Origin of the sequence: Pseudoblastomonas aquimaris (assembly GCF_035481675.1) — a bacterium.
GTDB lineage: Bacteria > Pseudomonadota > Alphaproteobacteria > Sphingomonadales > Sphingomonadaceae > Alteriqipengyuania_B.
Map to the genome: position 1 here is coordinate 416,126 of NZ_JAYJJW010000001.1, position 15,930 is coordinate 432,055.

Annotated in this window: 16 protein-coding genes and 1 tRNA gene; 7 read left to right on the forward strand and 10 right to left on the reverse strand. The window is 65.5% G+C overall.

All coding sequences use genetic code 11. The annotated features are described in order from the left end of the window. Positions 1-34: 34 nt before the first annotated feature. From trpC to VCJ71_RS02085, 7 genes are all read right to left on the reverse strand, one after another. Positions 35-820 carry an indole-3-glycerol phosphate synthase TrpC gene (trpC, locus tag VCJ71_RS02055; protein ID WP_324638689.1) on the reverse strand — a complete coding sequence of 262 codons (786 nt, stop codon included), beginning with the start codon at positions 818-820 and terminating at the stop codon, positions 35-37. Beyond that, positions 817-1,809, reverse strand: coding sequence for an anthranilate phosphoribosyltransferase (gene trpD, locus VCJ71_RS02060; protein ID WP_324638691.1), 993 nt, complete (start codon positions 1,807-1,809; stop codon positions 817-819). The genes trpC and trpD overlap by 4 nt, the downstream gene beginning before the upstream one ends. Next, positions 1,806-2,405 (reverse strand): anthranilate synthase component II, encoded by a 600-nt coding sequence (locus VCJ71_RS02065; RefSeq protein WP_324638693.1) that lies wholly within the window; start codon positions 2,403-2,405, stop codon positions 1,806-1,808. Before VCJ71_RS02065 ends, trpD begins: the two co-directional genes overlap by 4 nt. 49 nt (positions 2,406-2,454) lie before the next feature. Next, a complete protein-coding gene (pip, locus tag VCJ71_RS02070) occupies positions 2,455-3,414 on the reverse strand; it encodes a prolyl aminopeptidase (RefSeq protein WP_324638695.1) in 960 nt (319 codons plus the stop codon). Next, positions 3,411-4,208: a phosphodiester glycosidase family protein gene (locus VCJ71_RS02075; RefSeq protein WP_324638698.1), complete on the reverse strand. Its 798-nt coding sequence runs from the start codon at positions 4,206-4,208 to the stop codon at positions 3,411-3,413. The genes pip and VCJ71_RS02075 overlap by 4 nt, the downstream gene beginning before the upstream one ends. Next, on the reverse strand, positions 4,205-5,593 hold the full coding sequence (locus tag VCJ71_RS02080; RefSeq protein WP_416379153.1) for an anthranilate synthase component I family protein: 1,389 nt from the start codon (positions 5,591-5,593) through the stop codon (positions 4,205-4,207). The genes VCJ71_RS02075 and VCJ71_RS02080 overlap by 4 nt, the downstream gene beginning before the upstream one ends. A 122-nt stretch (positions 5,594-5,715) precedes the next feature. Further along, positions 5,716-7,659, reverse strand: coding sequence for a peptidylprolyl isomerase (locus VCJ71_RS02085; protein ID WP_324638702.1), 1,944 nt, complete (start codon positions 7,657-7,659; stop codon positions 5,716-5,718). A 225-nt stretch (positions 7,660-7,884) separates the two neighbouring features. On the opposite strand from VCJ71_RS02085, the gene tpiA reads away from it, so the two are divergent. From tpiA to VCJ71_RS02100, 3 genes are all read left to right on the forward strand, one after another. Beyond that, positions 7,885-8,646: a triose-phosphate isomerase gene (tpiA, locus tag VCJ71_RS02090; RefSeq protein ID WP_324638704.1), complete on the forward strand. Its 762-nt coding sequence runs from the start codon at positions 7,885-7,887 to the stop codon at positions 8,644-8,646. A gap of 122 nt (positions 8,647-8,768) precedes the next feature. Next, the gene (gene secG, locus VCJ71_RS02095) at positions 8,769-9,146 is read left to right on the forward strand and encodes a preprotein translocase subunit SecG (RefSeq protein WP_324638705.1); all 378 of its coding nucleotides are present in this window, start codon (positions 8,769-8,771) and stop codon (positions 9,144-9,146) included. 103 nt (positions 9,147-9,249) lie between these two features. After that, on the forward strand, positions 9,250-10,884 hold the full coding sequence (locus VCJ71_RS02100) for a CTP synthase (protein ID WP_324638706.1): 1,635 nt from the start codon (positions 9,250-9,252) through the stop codon (positions 10,882-10,884). A 362-nt stretch (positions 10,885-11,246) separates the two neighbouring features. Here VCJ71_RS02100 and VCJ71_RS02105 read toward each other — a convergent pair whose 3' ends face one another. Further along, the gene (locus tag VCJ71_RS02105; protein ID WP_324638708.1) at positions 11,247-11,732 is read right to left on the reverse strand and encodes an Hsp20 family protein; all 486 of its coding nucleotides are present in this window, start codon (positions 11,730-11,732) and stop codon (positions 11,247-11,249) included. A 183-nt stretch (positions 11,733-11,915) separates the two neighbouring features. On the opposite strand from VCJ71_RS02105, the gene grxC reads away from it, so the two are divergent. The 4 genes from grxC to VCJ71_RS02125 all read left to right on the forward strand — a co-directional run bounded on the left by grxC (position 11,916) and on the right by VCJ71_RS02125 (position 13,637). Continuing rightward, complete coding sequence (grxC, locus tag VCJ71_RS02110) at positions 11,916-12,182, forward strand: glutaredoxin 3 (RefSeq protein ID WP_324638710.1); 267 nt, start codon at positions 11,916-11,918, stop codon at positions 12,180-12,182. 23 nt (positions 12,183-12,205) lie between these two features. Continuing rightward, positions 12,206-13,036, forward strand: coding sequence for a carbon-nitrogen hydrolase family protein (locus VCJ71_RS02115; protein WP_324638712.1), 831 nt, complete (start codon positions 12,206-12,208; stop codon positions 13,034-13,036). After that, the gene (locus VCJ71_RS02120; protein WP_324638713.1) at positions 13,033-13,500 is read left to right on the forward strand and encodes a DUF1178 family protein; all 468 of its coding nucleotides are present in this window, start codon (positions 13,033-13,035) and stop codon (positions 13,498-13,500) included. The genes VCJ71_RS02115 and VCJ71_RS02120 overlap by 4 nt, the downstream gene beginning before the upstream one ends. Before the next feature lie 60 nt (positions 13,501-13,560). Next, a tRNA-Arg gene (locus VCJ71_RS02125) sits at positions 13,561-13,637 on the forward strand. 127 nt (positions 13,638-13,764) lie between these two features. Here the strand turns inward: VCJ71_RS02125 and VCJ71_RS02130 are convergent. Both VCJ71_RS02130 and VCJ71_RS02135 read right to left on the reverse strand, forming a co-directional pair. Then, positions 13,765-14,967 carry an MFS transporter gene (locus VCJ71_RS02130; RefSeq protein ID WP_324638715.1) on the reverse strand — a complete coding sequence of 401 codons (1,203 nt, stop codon included), beginning with the start codon at positions 14,965-14,967 and terminating at the stop codon, positions 13,765-13,767. Positions 14,968-14,977: 10 nt separating this feature from the next. Then, positions 14,978-15,856, reverse strand: coding sequence for a mechanosensitive ion channel family protein (locus VCJ71_RS02135; RefSeq protein WP_324638717.1), 879 nt, complete (start codon positions 15,854-15,856; stop codon positions 14,978-14,980). Positions 15,857-15,930 lie beyond the last annotated feature (74 nt).

Consider the following 15,930-nt stretch of genomic DNA (forward strand, 5'->3'; position numbering starts at 1 on the left):
TTCCTTTTCTTCGCCCGGGTCGTGACGCCGCTGGTCAGTTGCCGAGCAAGCTGCGCGTTGCAGCCTCGACGTCGTCCTGCCGCATCAGGCTTTCGCCGATGAGGAAGCAGCGCACGCCGGAAGCGGCGAGCCGCTCGCAGTCGGCATGGCTTTCGATGCCGCTTTCGCCGACGAGGACGCTGCCGGCAGGTGCCATCGCCGCCAGCCGTTCGGTGGTGGCAAGGTCGGTGGTAAAAGTCCTGAGATCGCGGTTGTTGACGCCGAGAAGGCGGGACCGGAGATTCAGGGCCCGGTCCATCTCGGCTTCGTCATGGACCTCGACCAGTACGTCCATCCCGCGCTCCAGCGCGGCGGCCTCGATCTCCGTCATCGCGACGTCGTCCAGCGCGGCGACGATGATGAGGATCGCATCCGCGCCCAGCGCACGGCTTTCGGCGACCTGCCACGGGTCGACCATAAAATCCTTGCGAAGGACAGGCAGGACGCAGCTCTTGCGCGCATCGACCAGGTAGTCCTCGTGCCCCTGGAAATAGGGCGCATCGGTGAGCACGGAGAGGCACGCCGCCCCGCCACGCTCGTAATCGATCGCGTGCTCGTGCGGGCGGAAATCGGCGCGAATCAATCCCTTGGAGGGCGAAGCCTTCTTGATTTCCGCAATCAGGCCGAAACCGGTTGCGGCTTTCGCCTCCAATGCCTTGCGAAAGCCGCGCGGCGGGGTGGCCTGCAAGGCGGCACGGTCGAGATCTTCGAGAGTGGCAACCGTCTTCCGCGCAGCCACTTCCTCGCGCTTGGTCGCGCAGATTTCTTCCAGCTTGTTCATCGGGCGAGGGCGATCCAGTCTTGCAGCAGCTTGCGCGCGCGTCCGCTGTCGATCGCTTCGGCGGCCATTTCCGCGCCGCTCTGCCAGTCCTCCGCAGCACCGGCGACGATCAGGGCGGCCGCGGCATTGAGGCACACGGCGTCGCGATAGGCGCTCGGCCAGCCGTCGAGCAAATCGCGCAAGGCCTGCGCATTGTGTGCGGGGTCGCCGCCGCGAATGGCTTCCAGCGGTGCGGAGGGAAGGTTTGCCATCGAGGCATCGACGCGGCGCATCGCGAATTCGTTGCCGGTGACGTCCGCCAGTTCGTTGCCGCCCGCAAGGCTCAGCTCGTCGAGGCTTTCGTCGCCGGAAACGATGAACGTCCGCACCGTGCCCAGCCGCGCCGTCGCATCGCCATAGATCGGCACGTAGGCGGGCCGGGCGATCCCGATTAGCTGGCGCTTCACGCCGACCGGATTCGACAGCGGGCCCATCAGGTTGAAGATCGTGCGCCGGCCCAGCTTCTTGCGGATGGGCTGGATGCGGCCCATCGCCGGGTGGTGGTTGGGCGCGAAGAGGAAACAAATGCCGATTTCCGCCAGCGTCTTCTCCGCCGTGCGCCCCGCGGCCGCCATGTCGAGCCCGAGCACTTCCAGCGTGTCGGCAACGCCGGCTTTGGACGAAATCGCGCGATTGCCATGGCGCGCGACGGGGATGCCGCAGGCGGCCACGACCAGCCCCACGGCGGTCGAGACGTTGAGCGTGTGATGCCCGTCGCCGCCGGTGCCGCAGACGTCGATCGCGTTGTCGGGCCCCGCGACGGGTACGAGCCGGGCGCGCAGGGCGCGGGCCGCACCGGCGATTTCCTCGGCCGTCTCGCTGCGCTCGGTCATGGCGAGCAGGAAGCGGGCGATTTCCTCGTCCGTCGCCTCGCCATCGAGGATCCAGCCGAAGACCTCCTCGGCCTCGACTTCGGTCATGTGCGGAACGGCGAGCGGCAGCGTCTTCATGCGGGCACCGTGGCGGACAGGCCGCAGAGAGCAAGGAAATTGGCGAGCAGGGCATGGCCATGCTCGGTCGCGATGCTTTCCGGGTGGAACTGCACGCCGTGGATCGGCAGCGACGCATGGCGGAAGCCCATCACGCTGGTGCCGTCGAGCCCCGGTGTCTCTGAGGTGGCGTTCACGACCAGCGCATCGGGAATATCCTCGACCACCAGCGAGTGATAGCGCGTAGCGGTGAAGGGCGAGGGCAGGCCGGCGAAGACGCCGCTGTCGTCATGCTCAACCGGGCTGGTCTTGCCGTGCATCAGCCCCCCGCGCACGACCTTGCCGCCGAAATGCTGCCCGATCGCCTGGTGGCCCAGGCAAACGCCGAGCAAGGGCCGCTGCGCATCGGCGCAAGCCGCGACGAGGTCGAGACTGATCCCTGCCTCGTTCGGGGTGCACGGTCCGGGTGAAATGAGGATGCCCTTCGCCCCGGTGGCCAGCGCCTCTGCAGCGCCCATCGCGTCGTTACGCTCCACCCGCACTTCTGCACCCAGTTCCATCAGGTAATGGACCAGGTTGAAAGTAAAGCTGTCGTAATTGTCGATGACGAGGATCATGGCTTCAGCGAGCTTTTGCGGGTTTGTGGCCGGCAATCAAGCGCGGCGGCTAACCGCGCCGATCCGCAAATGAGTCCGTCGCGCGGACCAGCCCGTCGATGATGCCCGGTTCGCCGGCGCTGTGGCCCGCATCGTGGACGATCCACAAATCGGCTTCGGGCCACGCTTTCTTGAGCTCCCACGCACTCGTCGGCGGGGTGCAGATGTCATGGCGCCCCTGCACGATGATGCCGGGAATGTGCTTGATGCGATCGACATTGGCCAGCAGCTGCGCTTCTTCCAGGAAGAAATCCTCCAGGAAGAAGCGCGCGCAGATGCGGGCGAAGGGGATAGCCTTGGCCGGGTCGGCAAAGCTGTCGAGCAACTTCTCGTCCGGCAGCAAGGTGGCGACGCTGCCCTCCCACAGCGACCATTCGCGCGCTGCGGAAAGACGGGTCTCCTCGTCCTCGCTGGTTAGCCGGGCGTAATAGGCGCGCACCAAGTCGTCGCGCTCGTTTTCGGGGATCAGGCCGCTGAAGTCGTCCCACTGCTCGGCCATGATTTCGCTCGCGCCGCAAGTATAGAGCCAGTCCTTCTCCTTCTGCCGGGCGAGGAATACGCCGCGCAGGACGATTTCGGTCGTGCGGTCCGGGTGCTCCTGCGCATAGGCGAGGGCGAGCGTCGCGCCCCAGCTACCGCCGAAAACCTGCCACGCGTCATGGCCGCACATTTCGCGCAGCTCTTCGATATCGCCGACGATGCGCCACGTGTCGTTGTGTTCGATTTCCGCGAAGGGCAGCGATTTGCCGCAACCGCGCTGGTCGAACAGCAACACGTCGTACTTGTCCGGATTCCACTGGCGGCGGTGGTCGGGGCTCATCCCGCCGCCGGGGCCGCCGTGGAGGAACACCGCCGGCTTCTCGCCCGGCGTGCCGACGCGCTCGTAATACAGCGAATGGCCCTCTCCGACATCGAGCATGCCGGTCTCATACGGCTCGATTTCGGGGTAGAGCGTGCGGCGGTCGGTCATGGCGTGTCCTTTCGTGGGATTTGCCGCTTTTCAACGACGACAAGAGGGCCGAGCAACGCACCCGTGTCCATCCGCTCGCGCGCCGGGTCCCACAGTGCGCTTACCGAACCGTCGAGATAGAGCGCGTTCGGCGTGGCGAGATCGTCGCGGAACAGGCGGGCAAGCTTGCCGAAGCTCACGGGTTGCTCGGAAATGACGAAATGGGCGCGGCCTTCGCCGTCGACGCCGACGCCGTTGCGGACGAAGCGGCTGGGTCCGTCCTCGTCGATCTGCGGGTGGAGTTCGCCCCCGATCACCAGCATCGGGCCGCTCTGTGTGCCGAAGGCCGGGCGATCCTTCACGCTCTCGTAGAAATCCTCGGCCGTGCGGATTTCCCACTTTCCGTCAGTGCCATAGAAGACGCCGTTGGGAAGCAGGTGGAAGTTACCGAGGCCCTTGGCACGATTCAATTCCTGCAATCGCTTGCCGCCTTCGACATAGTAGCCGATCGGCTTGCCTGCATTGTCGAACATGCCGGCGTTCATGGCAAAGGCGACAGGCGCGCTGTCGGACGGGCGGTCGAGCGCATAATCCACGAAACCGCGATAGGCCTGTCCGCGCGAACCGCCGAGCGCCATGGTGATCGCGTGCTGCTTCGGATCGGCGACGCAGTGGGTGAAGCGCGCGTCCTCGAACGTGACGCTGCGGCACGCGGAGGCCGGCTGGGCAGAAGCCTTCGCTCCCGGTTCAGGCTCCTCCGCAGCTGTCCCGCATGCGGCCAACGCGAAGACGGCGAGAAGGGCGCCGCGCCTCACTGGCCGAAGCCCGGTTCCAGCGCCAGGCGCACGGCCTCGCGCGCGGCAGCGAACAGGGCGCCGGCCTTGGCTTCGCATTCGCGCTGTTCGTAATCGGGGTCACTGTCGGCGACGATGCCGGCACCGGCCTGCACATGCATCGTGCCATCCTTCACCACCGCGGTGCGCAGCACGATGCAGCTGTCGACCGAACCGTCGGGCGCGAAATAGCCGACCCCGCCGGCATAGGCGCCGCGGGCTTCGGGTTCGAGTTCGGCGATGATTTCGCAGGCGCGGATCTTGGGCGCGCCGCTTACCGTTCCGGCGGGGAAGCCGGCGAATACGGCGTCGAGTGCGTCGCGCCTTCCGTCCAGCTGGCCGACCACGTTGCTGACGATGTGCATGACGTGGCTGTAGCGTTCGACCGTGAAGCTGTCGGTGACCTCGACCGTGCCCTTCGCCGCCACGCGTCCGACATCGTTGCGCCCCAAGTCCAGTAGCATCAGGTGCTCGGCCCGCTCCTTGGGATCGGCCAGTAGGCTCGCCTCATTGGCGCGGTCTTCGGCTTGGTTCGCGCCGCGAGGCCGCGTGCCGGCGATCGGCCGGATCGTGACCTCCCCGTCGCGCACGCGGACCAGGATTTCCGGGCTCGATCCCACGACGGCAAAACCCGGCAGGTCGAGGAAATAGAGGAAGGGGGACGGGTTGATGCGCCGTAACGCGCGATAAAGCTGCAACGGCGGCAGCGCGAAAGGCGTCGTGAACCGTTGGGCCAGCACGACCTGGAAGATGTCGCCCGCGACGATATAGTCCTTCGCCCGCGCCACCATCGCGCGGTAATCTTCGGCGGAGAGCTGCGGCTCGGCCGCGATCTCGGAATGCGCCTGCAATGCCTCGGCGTTTGCCGGAACGGAGCCCAATGCGCGGATGGTCTCGTCGATGCGCTCCGCAGCCCGCTCCAGCGCCTGTTCGGGAGCATCGCCACCCGCCCAGACGGGGGCAATGACGAACAGCTTGTCCTCCAGCCCGTCGAACACCAGCAACACGGTCGGGCGCACGAACAGCATGTCGGGCAGGCCGATGCCCTTTCCGGCAGCGCGCGGCAGGCTTTCGACCAAGGCTATGGTCTCGTAGCCGAAATAGCCGACAAGGCAGGCGAGAGCGGGCGGCAGGCCATCGGGCACATCGATGCGGCATTGGGCGGCAAGCGTGCGCAATTCCGCCAGGCCGTCAGCGGCCAGCGGTACGAAGTTCTCCCGATCCGATTGCCAGTCGCGATTGATCTCCGCTGCCGCACCGGAGGCGCGGAAGACGAGGTCCGGATCGAGGCCGATCAGGCTGTAGCGCCCCCGGATCGCCCCGCCTTCGACCGATTCCAGCAGGAAATCGCCGCGCTTTTCGACCATCAGCTTCGCCGCTAGTCCGACCGGCGTTTCTGTATCGGCGACGATTTCGCGCCACACCAGCGCCGGACGCGACGCAGCGAGCGCCGCCAGCGCCTCGGGCGCGCCGTTCAGCGCGGCGGAGGTCAATTGCCGGCGTTCTGGCCGAGGAGCTGCGCGCGCAGGGCGCTGATCGCATCCTCGTTGCGCTCGACGCCGACATCTTCGCGTGCGGCCGTGCGGAACTGCGCAGCCAGCTCGTCGCCCAGCACGGTGGCGAGCTGCTGGCGGAAGGCGGCCTCGCGTTCCGGCGACAGGTCTTCGCCCGGCGTCACGTCGGTGAGGTTGATGACCAGCCAGCCTTCGCCGCCGCGCTCCTCGAGCTTCTTGGCGGTGCCGCGCGCCATGGAGAACATGAGCGCGAGTTCGGGCCCGACCTGCTGTTCGCGGGCCATCTGGGTCAGCTGCTCGCGCGTCATGGAGATGCGGCGCGGTGCGGGCAGGGTGGCGTTCTGGGCGCGCACGGCATTGGCCAGGGACGCGCCGCCGTCGATCCGCTTGAGGATGGCATTGGCGACTTCGCGTGCCTTTGCCTGGCCCTGGTCCAGCTTCCAGCGCGCGATAACCTCCTCACGCACTTCGGCAAGCGGCGGAGCGCTCGATTCGGTCACATCGGCGACATCGAACAGCAGGAAGGTCGTTCCCGCCTCGATCTCGCCGATCTGCGGTTCGTTGGTGTCCATGTCGAAAGCGGTGCGAATTGCGGGAGCGATGACTTCGGGCGCGGTCTGGTCGGTGCCGTAGACGCGGCCCTCGATCGTGATCGGGCGAGTGGTGGAAATCTCGATCCCCAGCGTTTCGGCGATCTCGCGGATGTTGCTGCCGTTGTCGATCTCGTCCTCGATCGAGGAGGCCAGCTGGATCAACGCCTCGCGCCGCTGTTCGGCGGCCAGCTGCTCACTGATCTCGCCGCGCGCTTCGGCGATGCTGCGGGCGGGGATGTCGCGGATGTTGTCCACCCGCACGACATAGTAGCCCAGCGGACCGCGGGCGACGGCAGCAACCTGCCCGGAACCGGCCGCAAAAACCGCTTCGGCGACGGCTTCGGAGGTCTGCTCGGCATAAGCCTCTTCATCGACCGGGCCGACTTCGGCGGTGGCGAGTCCCTTGCCGGAAGCCGACTGTGCCAGCGAGGTGCCGCCGTTGACTTCGCGCACGATGGCGTCGGCCGCAGCGCGGGTCGGAACCACGAGCTGCGTCACGGTGCGCTGCTCGGAAGCGGCATACTGCGCGGCATCGCGGCGGTAGCGCGCGGCGATCTGCTGGTTGGTCGGGGCGGGAAGCTCGCCCAAGGTGGCATCGCCGAAAGTGGCATAGCGCACCACGCGGCGTTCGGGGCGGACCCACTCGCTGCGGTTGTCGGCGTAATACTTGCTGAGCGTCTCGGCGCTCGGCCCTGCGGCGGGCGCATAGCTGGCGGCAGGCACGCTCAGCACCTGTGCGGTGCGCGTCTCGCTGAAGATCGCGGCATAGCGATCCGAAATCCCCTTGGGCATCTGCGCACCGAAGGCCACGGGGTTGAGGACCTGGCGCAGCAGCAGCGTGTCGGCGATGTCGGAGCGGACCTGGCCATCGCTAAGACCTTGCTGTTGTAAAACGGCAGAATAGGCCTCAGCGCTGAAATTGCCGTCGGCACCCTTGAAGGCGTCAATCCCGCCGATTTCGCTGTCCACCAGCCGGCGGCCGGCTTCGAACCCGTATTTTTCCGCGAACTGCGAGATCGCGAAGCGGTCGAACTGCGATTCCAGCAGCGCCTCGAACTCGCCGCTGCTGATGAATTCTTCCATTGTCAGCTCAGGGTTCTGGCGCCGCAGCGCATTGACCCGGTTGCGCACGATCGCATCCATCTCGCCGGTGCCGATCTTGCGGTCGCCGACCACTGCCACGCGGTTGCCGCCGGCCACCCCGCCGAACGTCGCCGAACCGGAGACGTCCGCACTGGCGAAGGCGAGGGCGATAAGTCCCAGGAAGCCCAGCGTGATCGCAAGCCCGATCTTGGAACTGAAGAATTTGCGGAAACCTTGCATCATGACCGTGAAAAATCCCGTCTGCGGCGCATTCCGCGGGCATCATCGCCAGTCGGAGCGCCGGTAATCTGGCGCGCTATTATCTGCCTTGCGGCAGTCCCGCAACAGGTCCGCGCCAGTTTGCCGGAATGTGGATAAAGCGGCTTTGACAAACGCTGAATGGTCGCCATAGCAGGGCGCAAACTCAGCCCCGCCTTCGGGGCCGCTCAAATATACCCAAGGAAAACGATGTCCGAACGCCCTTATATCGTCGGCAACTGGAAGATGCATGGCACCCGCGCCATGCTGGCCGAAGCCCGCGCGATCGACCGTGCGGCAGAGCGCCTGATGCGCACCGAAGTCGCGATCGCACCGCCGTTCACGCTGATCCATGCCGTGCGCAAGGAAGCGAACCTGATCGCCGTGGGCGGCCAGGATTGCCACCCGGAAGAAAGCGGCGCCCACACGGGTGACGTATCGGCTTCGATGGTCAAGGACGCCGGCGCCAGCTTCGTCATCCTTGGCCATAGCGAACGGCGCCAGAACCACGGCGAGGACAATGCGCTGGTGAAGCGCAAGATGGCCGCCGCCTTCGACGTCGGGCTCAACGTCATCCTGTGCGTGGGCGAAACCGCCGAGGAACGCGACGCCGGCAAGGCGGAGGCTGCGGTCTTCCGTCAGCTGGAAGAATCGCTGGTCGAGGTGGATACGATCCCGGAACGCCTCACGGTCGCTTACGAACCGGTCTGGGCCATCGGCACCGGCCGAAGCGCTTCGGTCGAGGAAATCGGCGCCATGCACTCCGCCCTGCGCGGCCGCATGGGCGAGCTCCTCGGCATGGACGGCGAAGGCGTGCGGATCATCTACGGTGGATCGGTCAATGCCGACAATATTACCGAGATATTGGGCGTGGACGATGTCGACGGCGCGCTCGTCGGCGGGGCCAGCCTCACGGCGGAGAGCTTTCTCGGCATCATCATCGCGGCCGCATCGCCCGACGCCGACAGCTGAGGCTACTTCGCCGGCAGGCCTTGCTTGAAAGCGCAGGCGTGCCCAGCTAAGGGCGCAGCCACGCGGGCCGGCCTGCAGGCAGCAGGCGCCCAGACAGACATTCGACCACCGGAAACCGCACAATGTTCACCTTCCTGACCGTCCTCCAGGCCATCGTGGCCGCATCGCTCGTCGTGGTGATCTTGATGCAGCGTTCGGAAGGCGGCGGCCTCGGCATGGGCGGCAATCCGTCGGGCCTGATGTCGGCCCGCGGTGCAGCGGACTTCCTGACCCGTGCGACTAAGTGGCTGGCGATAGTCTTTGTCGGCTTGACGATCGTGCTGGCAGCCATCGCGGTGGAAACCACGGGCGGCAACGCACCTGAAATCGACACGTCGCTCGATCGTTCGGTCGACCGGCAGGCCGATCCGGTCCCGGGCGATCCGGGCCTCGACGGTGAAGAGCCGGTCGATTCGACCCCTGCGCCGAACGACGATCCGCTGGGCGATCTGCTGAACTGATCCGTCTGGCGGGCAGGGCAATCGCCCGCCCGGCAATTTTTGTGCGGACAAGCGCTTTGAGCGCTTGCGCCGAATCCCACCCCATGCGTAAGGCTCGGCTCCCATGGCGCGGTATATTTTCATCACCGGCGGCGTGGTCTCCTCGCTCGGCAAAGGTCTCATGGCGGCAAGCCTCGGTGCGCTGCTGCAGGCGCGCGGCTTCAAGGTCCGCATTCGCAAGTTCGACCCGTATTTGAATGTCGATCCAGGGACGATGAGCCCCTACCAGCACGGCGAGGTCTACGTGACGGACGACGGGGCGGAGACCGACCTCGACCTCGGCCACTACGAGCGCTTCACCGGCGTATCCGCGCGGCAGGCGGACAACATCACGTCCGGGCGCGTCTACCAGCAGATCATCGCCAAGGAACGCCGCGGCGACTATCTCGGCGCGACGGTCCAGGTCATCCCGCACGTGACCGACGAGATCAAGAATTTCGCCCTGCACGACGATGACGACCACGATTTCATCCTGTGCGAAATCGGCGGCACGGTCGGCGATATCGAAAGCCTGCCGTTCATCGAGGCGATCCGCCAGCTGCGCAACGAGTTGGGTCCGGACAAGACCGCGCTGATCCACGTGACGCTGGTGCCGTACATCTCGGCCGCAGGCGAGCTGAAGACCAAGCCTACGCAGCATTCGGTGCGGGAACTCACCAGCCTGGGCGTGCAGCCCGATGTGCTGCTGTGCCGCTGCGAGCACGAACTGCCGGAGAACGAGCGGCGCAAGATCGCGCAGTTCTGCAACGTGCGCCCCTCCGCCGTCATCCAGGCGCTCGATGCGCCGAGCATCTACGCGGTGCCGCTGCAATATCACCGCGAAGGGCTCGACGACGAAGTCCTCAAGCATTTCGGCATCGACGCGCCTCAACCTGACCTCACCGTCTGGAACGATGTGGTCGACCGCTTCGCCAATCCCGAAGGCGAGGTCACGATCGGTGTGGTCGGCAAGTATGTCGGCCTGCCGGATGCCTACAAGTCGCTCAACGAGGCGCTGATTCACGGCGGGATGAAGCACCGCGTCAAGGTTCACATCAAGTGGATCGATGCGGAGATGTTCGAAGGCGAAGACGCCGATCTCGCCGCGAAACTGGAGCCGCTGCACGCCATCCTTGTGCCGGGCGGTTTCGGGGAGCGCGGCTCCGAAGGCAAGATTGCCAGCGTCCGCTTCGCGCGGGAGCGCAAGGTGCCGTTCCTCGGCATCTGCCTCGGCATGCAGATGGCCTGTATCGAAGGGGCCCGTAACACGGCCGGCGTGGCTGCCGCCTCTTCCACCGAATTCGGTCACACGCCGGAACCGGTGGTGGGCATCATCACCGAATGGATGAGCGAGGAAGGCCTTCAGCAGCGCGACGCCGACACCGATCTGGGCGGCACGATGCGGCTGGGCGCTTACGACGCGAAGCTTTCCGCCAACAGCCACGTGTCGCAAATCTACGGCGCAGAAACCACGATCAGCGAGCGGCACCGCCACCGTTACGAGGTGAACGCGGCCTATATCGAGCAACTCGAACGCGGGGGGCTGGTTTTCTCAGGCATGTCGCCGGACGGCCTGCTCCCGGAAATCGTCGAGCGCCCCGACCATCCGTGGTTCATCGGCGTCCAGTATCATCCGGAATTGAAGAGCAAGCCCTTCGACCCGCATCCGCTGTTCGCCGGCTTCATCGGCGCCGCGGTGGAGCAGTCGCGGCTCGTGTGACCCGCTTCCCTGCGGTCTTTTTTTGATATTTTACGACAAAAATGCGCCTGATGTCGCATTCATACAAACGCTCCCTTGCCAAAATGGGAACGTTCGCTAACGCTTGTGGTGAAAACGGGGGTTAGCAATTGTTAAAGCGTGGGCCCGCTTTGACGATTGTCGGGTGCAGAACACCGTCTCCGGAAAGCTTGTCGAGCAACCGGTCGTCTTCTGCGACCCGGACGGCCAATTTCTCGACGAGCCGGCGTTCGCGCCGGAGGGGGTGGATCTTCGGATCCGCCCCCTGATCTTTTGTGCGCACCGAAATGCTAAAAGGGCGACGCATCGCTGCGCCGCCCCCGTGTTCACTATTCGCAAGAAGATCAGGCCGCGTCGGCGGTGTCCTCGCCTTCGTCGCCAGCCTTGTTCTCCACGACCTTCAGCTCGCTCTGGCCCGGCAGCTTGATGGTCTTCGGCTTCATCGCTTCGGGCACTTCGCGCACCAGGTCAATGGTGAGGAGGCCATTGGCGAGATCGGCATCGGCCACCCGCACGTAATCGGCCAGTTCGAAGCGGCGCTCGAACCCGCGATTGGCGATGCCGACATGCAGCAATTCGCCCTTGGGGGCATCGTCGCGCTTGCGGCCCGTCACGGTCAGCAGGTTCTGCTGCGCGGTGATGTCGAGATCGTCCGGCTGCATGCCGGCAACCGCCAAGGTGATGCGATAGGCATCTTCGCCCTGCTTCTCGATATTGAAGGGGGGATAGTTATCGCCCGAGTTCTGCCGCGCCGAGCTTTCGAGAAGCTCGAAAAGGCGGTCGAAACCGACGGTGGAACGGCGATAGGGGGTGAAATCAAAACGGTTCATCGGAACAAATCCTCCAAGTTGAGCAATTTGACGACACGGACCCGGTATTTCGGCATCCGTGCCTTTGTGGAGTGCGGCCCTTGCGGCACCGCCTATCCACGCCCAATTTAGGTTCACCGCAAATGCGCTTCAAGAGGTGCTGCCGCGCCCGCAAGACCAACTTCGCGAGACAAGGAAACAACAGTGCCAGATAGCAAAGACGTCGTCATTTATACCAAGTTCGGCTGCCCGTATTGCGTGCGTGCGAAGCGCCTTCTCGACGAAAAGGGCGTCGATTACGTTGAGCACGACATCACGATGGGCGGCGACAAGGCCGATGAAATGCGCGCCCGCAAGCCCGATGCGCGGACCGTGCCGCAGATTTTCGTCGGCGACCGCGCGATTGGCGGGTCGGACGAGCTGGCGACGCTGGAGCGCGAGGGCAAGCTCGACGAAATCCTCGGCCTCTAGCACCCGGCCATGAGCACCCGGCCATGAGCACCCGCATCGCGATCGCCCAGATGACCACCGGGATCGAACCGGCGGCCAATGCGGCTGCGCTCGTGGATGCTGCGCGCACCGCGAGCGAGGGCGGGGCGGCCATGCTCTTCACACCGGAAATGTCGGGACTGCTCGACCGCGACCGCAAGCGTGCGGCATCGCATATCGTTGCGGAAAGCGAGGACCGGACCCTTGCCGCCATGCGCGACGAGGCCGCCCGGCTGGGCCTGTGGATCGCGCTCGGTTCGCTTGCCGTGCGTCGGCCGGACGGGCGTTATGCCAACCGATCCTTCCTGATCGACGGCAGCGGCGAAATCGCCGCGCGCTACGACAAGCTGCACATGTTCGATGTCGAGCTTGGCGGCGATGACGACTGGCGCGAGAGCAACGCCTATGCGCCGGGCGATGCGGTGGTGACCGCCGATACGCCCATCGGCCGTCTCGGCCTCGCGGTGTGTTACGACATCCGCTTTCCGGCGCTGTTCGAAGCGCTCGGCCGGGCGGGGTGCGACGCCATCGCCATACCGGCGGCGTTTACCGTGCCGACTGGCAAGGCGCACTGGCACCTGCTGCAACGTGCTCGGGCGGTGGAGGCAAGCGCTTTCGTGATCGCCGCCGCGCAGGTCGGCCGGCACGCGGACGGACGTGCGACCTATGGCCATTCGCTGGTGATCGATCCGTGGGGCGAAACGCTGCTCGACATGGGCGGCGAGCAGGAGGGTGTGGCATTTGCCGGCATCGATCCGGCGCGCATCGCGGAGATACGGGCAAAATTGCCGAGCCTTGCCAACCGACGTCCGATGCCCGATTTCCCCGCGCCATGATCGTCTTTGACCTTTCCTGCGCCCACGGCCACCGTTTCGAAGGGTGGTTCGGATCGTCCGGCGAATATGCCGACCAGGTGGCCGAGGGGCTGATCGCGTGTCCGCAATGCGGATCTGTCGACATCGGCAAGGCCCCGATGGCACCTGCTGTGGGCAGGAAAGGCAACCAGCAAGCGGCGGCGCCTCGCTCGCACGATGGCGACGCGGTGTCCGGCGGCGCGATGCCTGCCGAGGTGGCCAAGGCGCTTGATGCGCTGGCGAAGGTCCAGGCCAAGGCGCTGGAAACGAGCGAATATGTCGGCGACAGGTTCGCCGAGGAATCCCGCGCGATCCATTACGGCGAGCGGGAAGCGGCGACGATCCACGGCAAGGCGACCGAGAAGGAGCGCCGCGAACTGGTGGAGGAAGGGATCACCGTTGCCCCGTTGCTTGCGCCCTTCGTCCCGCCCGACGAGGTCAACTGACGACAGCCGCGCGCCGCGTGTTGCGCGGCCTCGCCCTTTCAATTAGCGAAATCCACCGATGCGCCCGTAGCTCAGCCGGATAGAGCACCAGATTCCTAATCTGGGGGCCACAGGTTCGAATCCTGTCGGGCGCACCAGATGGCGGGGTCCTGCAAGGGCTTCGCCATCTGGTCCGGGATTTCAGGAGCGAACCTGGTTCGGAGTCGTAGCGAAGCGAAGACGGGTAATCGCCAGGCGATTGCCCAATCCTGTCGCACGGGTGCGTCAATCTCCCCAACGCCGCCGCGCGTAGTAAGACAATCCGGCCAAAAGCACGCACGACGCCAGGATATAGGCGCTCGTTCCCGCCCAGCCGGCCGCATCGTAGATCGCTGTGCCGGCTAGGCTGCCGACCGCCCCGCCGATGAACATCATCACGATGTAGATCGTCGTCAGGCGCGTGCGCAGGTCCGGCTCCAGAGCGAGGAACGTCATGCGGCTGGCCACGTCGATGGCCGGGCCGACGAGATTGGTTAGGATGATGGGGATGAGAAGCAGCCAGAGATTGCCACCCAGCGGCCAGAGCAGGGCGATGCCGGCAGTCTGGATACAGGCGAAATAGAAACGGGCGCGGCGCGCCCCAATCCGGTCGGCGATCCGCCCGAGGCGCGGGGTGGAAAACACGCTGACCGCAGCAACGCCCGCGAGATAGCCGACCACATCGGTTCCGTAGCCCATTTCCGGTTCGGTCAAGTAGAGAGCAAGCGCCAGCCAAAGGGCAATGAACTGGCCGAAACCGAGCGCCTGTATGGTGCCCGACACCACGATTTCGCGGTGGCTGCGCAGCAGGGAGAAGACCGAACGGATCAGATCGGCATAGCTGGCGTTGCCGGACCGGATGGACCGTTCCGCCTTTTCCATGATCCGGGGCAGGGCGAGGGTGACCGCCACCATCAGCGCGCTCGCGATGTAATAGACCGTCCGCCAACCGAAATATTCGGCCACCACACCGGCCCCGACCCGGGCAACGAGGATGCCGAAAATCACGCCGGCGGTCAGGATCGCCGTGACGTGGCCCAGCCGCTCCGGCGCGACGCGGCGCGAGGCGTAGGCGGGCAGCAGGTACGGGGCGATGGTGAAGAAGCCGAGCACTGTCGAGCCTGCGGTGAACAACAGCAGGCCCGGCGCAAAGGTCATGACCGCGAGGCCTGCGCACTGGCCGACGGTGAAGGCGATGGTCAGCTTGCGGTTCGAATAACGATCGCCGAGCGGGAGCAGCAGGAATATCCCGATCGCCAGCGCCAGCTGGTTGAGCGCAGGGACGATGCCGATGGCCGCGTGGCTGACGCCGAAACCGTCCGCCACATCGCCGATGATCGGGTGGATGTAATAGGCATTGGCCGTGACGACCGCGGCGGCGACCGCCAGCGCGAATTCCTGCGCGTTGCTCAGGTAGCGGGGGGAAGGGGTGCCGGCGGCCTCGGCCACCGGTTCACGCTCAGCCACCTGTGCTGGGTTCGCCGGGCTCGGTGCCCATGGGCACCTTCTCCTTGAACGTGTGCGTGATGTAGGGGAACGGGATTTCGATGCCCGCCTCGTCCAGCGCCCGCTTGATCGCGCGAACGACCTTGTCGGTCGATTCCCACATGTCGCGCGGTTTCGAGCCCGAGTGCCAGCGCACCAGGAAGTCGACCGAGCTGGAATTGAATGTCGTCGCGAACACGTCGATGCCCTTGCCCGTGTCGACATTTTCGACGCTTTCGACCGCCTTGCGGATGACGTCGGCCGCATGGTCGAGATCGGTGTCGTATGACACACCGGCCACAACCTCGTGACGGCGCATCGTCTCGTCGGTCAGGATTTCGACGGCATTCTTGAAGATCATCGAGTTGGGCACGATGGTCAGTTCGCCGGAAAGTTTCCGCACGTGGGTTTCGCGCAAGGTGATGTGCTCGACCTTCCCCTTGATCCCTTCGCATTCGATGATGTCCCCGATGCGCATCTTCTCGCGCAGCATGATCAGCACGCCGGCGAGGAAGTTTTCGAAGATATCCTGGAAGGCAAAGCCGATCGCGACCGCGCCGATGCCGAGCCCGGCGATCAGGCTGGCCGGCGTGAGCCCGGGCAGGACGACCATCAGCGCGATCATCAGGCCCACCAGCCAGATGGCCAGCTTGACCATCGTATCGACCAGGTTCTTCAGGCTGGGGCGCAGCTTCGTCTTGCCGGTCAGCAGGTCGGCGATGCGCACCGCGAACTTCGCCGCGATCCAGGTAATGACCAGGATGACGATCGCGATGGCCAGCGAGGGCAATGCCTCCAGAAAGCCGCGGAACATGTCCTGCGCCTGGTCCGTGATCGTGCCGATGTAATTCATTGTGCCCCCGCGCTGTTATCGTTGGGGAGGCGGCTTGCAGATGCAAACGGCCCCTCGCACGGTGTTACGCACGA

Bases quoted from the DNA above. Each gene is read 5' to 3' on its own strand.
- trpC (WP_324638689.1), bottom strand. From the start codon at position 820: ATGAACAAGCTGGAAGAAATCTGCGCGACCAAGCGCGAGGAAGTGGCT.
- trpD (WP_324638691.1), bottom strand. From the start codon at position 1,809: ATGAAGACGCTGCCGCTCGCCGTTCCGCACATGACCGAAGTCGAGGCC.
- VCJ71_RS02065 (WP_324638693.1), bottom strand. From the start codon at position 2,405: ATGATCCTCGTCATCGACAATTACGACAGCTTTACTTTCAACCTGGTC.
- pip (WP_324638695.1), bottom strand. From the start codon at position 3,414: ATGACCGACCGCCGCACGCTCTACCCCGAAATCGAGCCGTATGAGACC.
- VCJ71_RS02080 (WP_416379153.1), bottom strand. From the start codon at position 5,593: ATGGTCGAAAAGCGCGGCGATTTCCTGCTGGAATCGGTCGAAGGCGGG.
- VCJ71_RS02085 (WP_324638702.1), bottom strand. From the start codon at position 7,659: ATGATGCAAGGTTTCCGCAAATTCTTCAGTTCCAAGATCGGGCTTGCG.
- tpiA (WP_324638704.1), top strand. From the start codon at position 7,885: ATGTCCGAACGCCCTTATATCGTCGGCAACTGGAAGATGCATGGCACC.
- secG (WP_324638705.1), top strand. From the start codon at position 8,769: ATGTTCACCTTCCTGACCGTCCTCCAGGCCATCGTGGCCGCATCGCTC.
- VCJ71_RS02100 (WP_324638706.1), top strand. From the start codon at position 9,250: ATGGCGCGGTATATTTTCATCACCGGCGGCGTGGTCTCCTCGCTCGGC.
- VCJ71_RS02105 (WP_324638708.1), bottom strand. From the start codon at position 11,732: ATGAACCGTTTTGATTTCACCCCCTATCGCCGTTCCACCGTCGGTTTC.
- VCJ71_RS02115 (WP_324638712.1), top strand. From the start codon at position 12,206: ATGAGCACCCGCATCGCGATCGCCCAGATGACCACCGGGATCGAACCG.
- VCJ71_RS02120 (WP_324638713.1), top strand. From the start codon at position 13,033: ATGATCGTCTTTGACCTTTCCTGCGCCCACGGCCACCGTTTCGAAGGG.
- VCJ71_RS02135 (WP_324638717.1), bottom strand. From the start codon at position 15,856: ATGAATTACATCGGCACGATCACGGACCAGGCGCAGGACATGTTCCGC.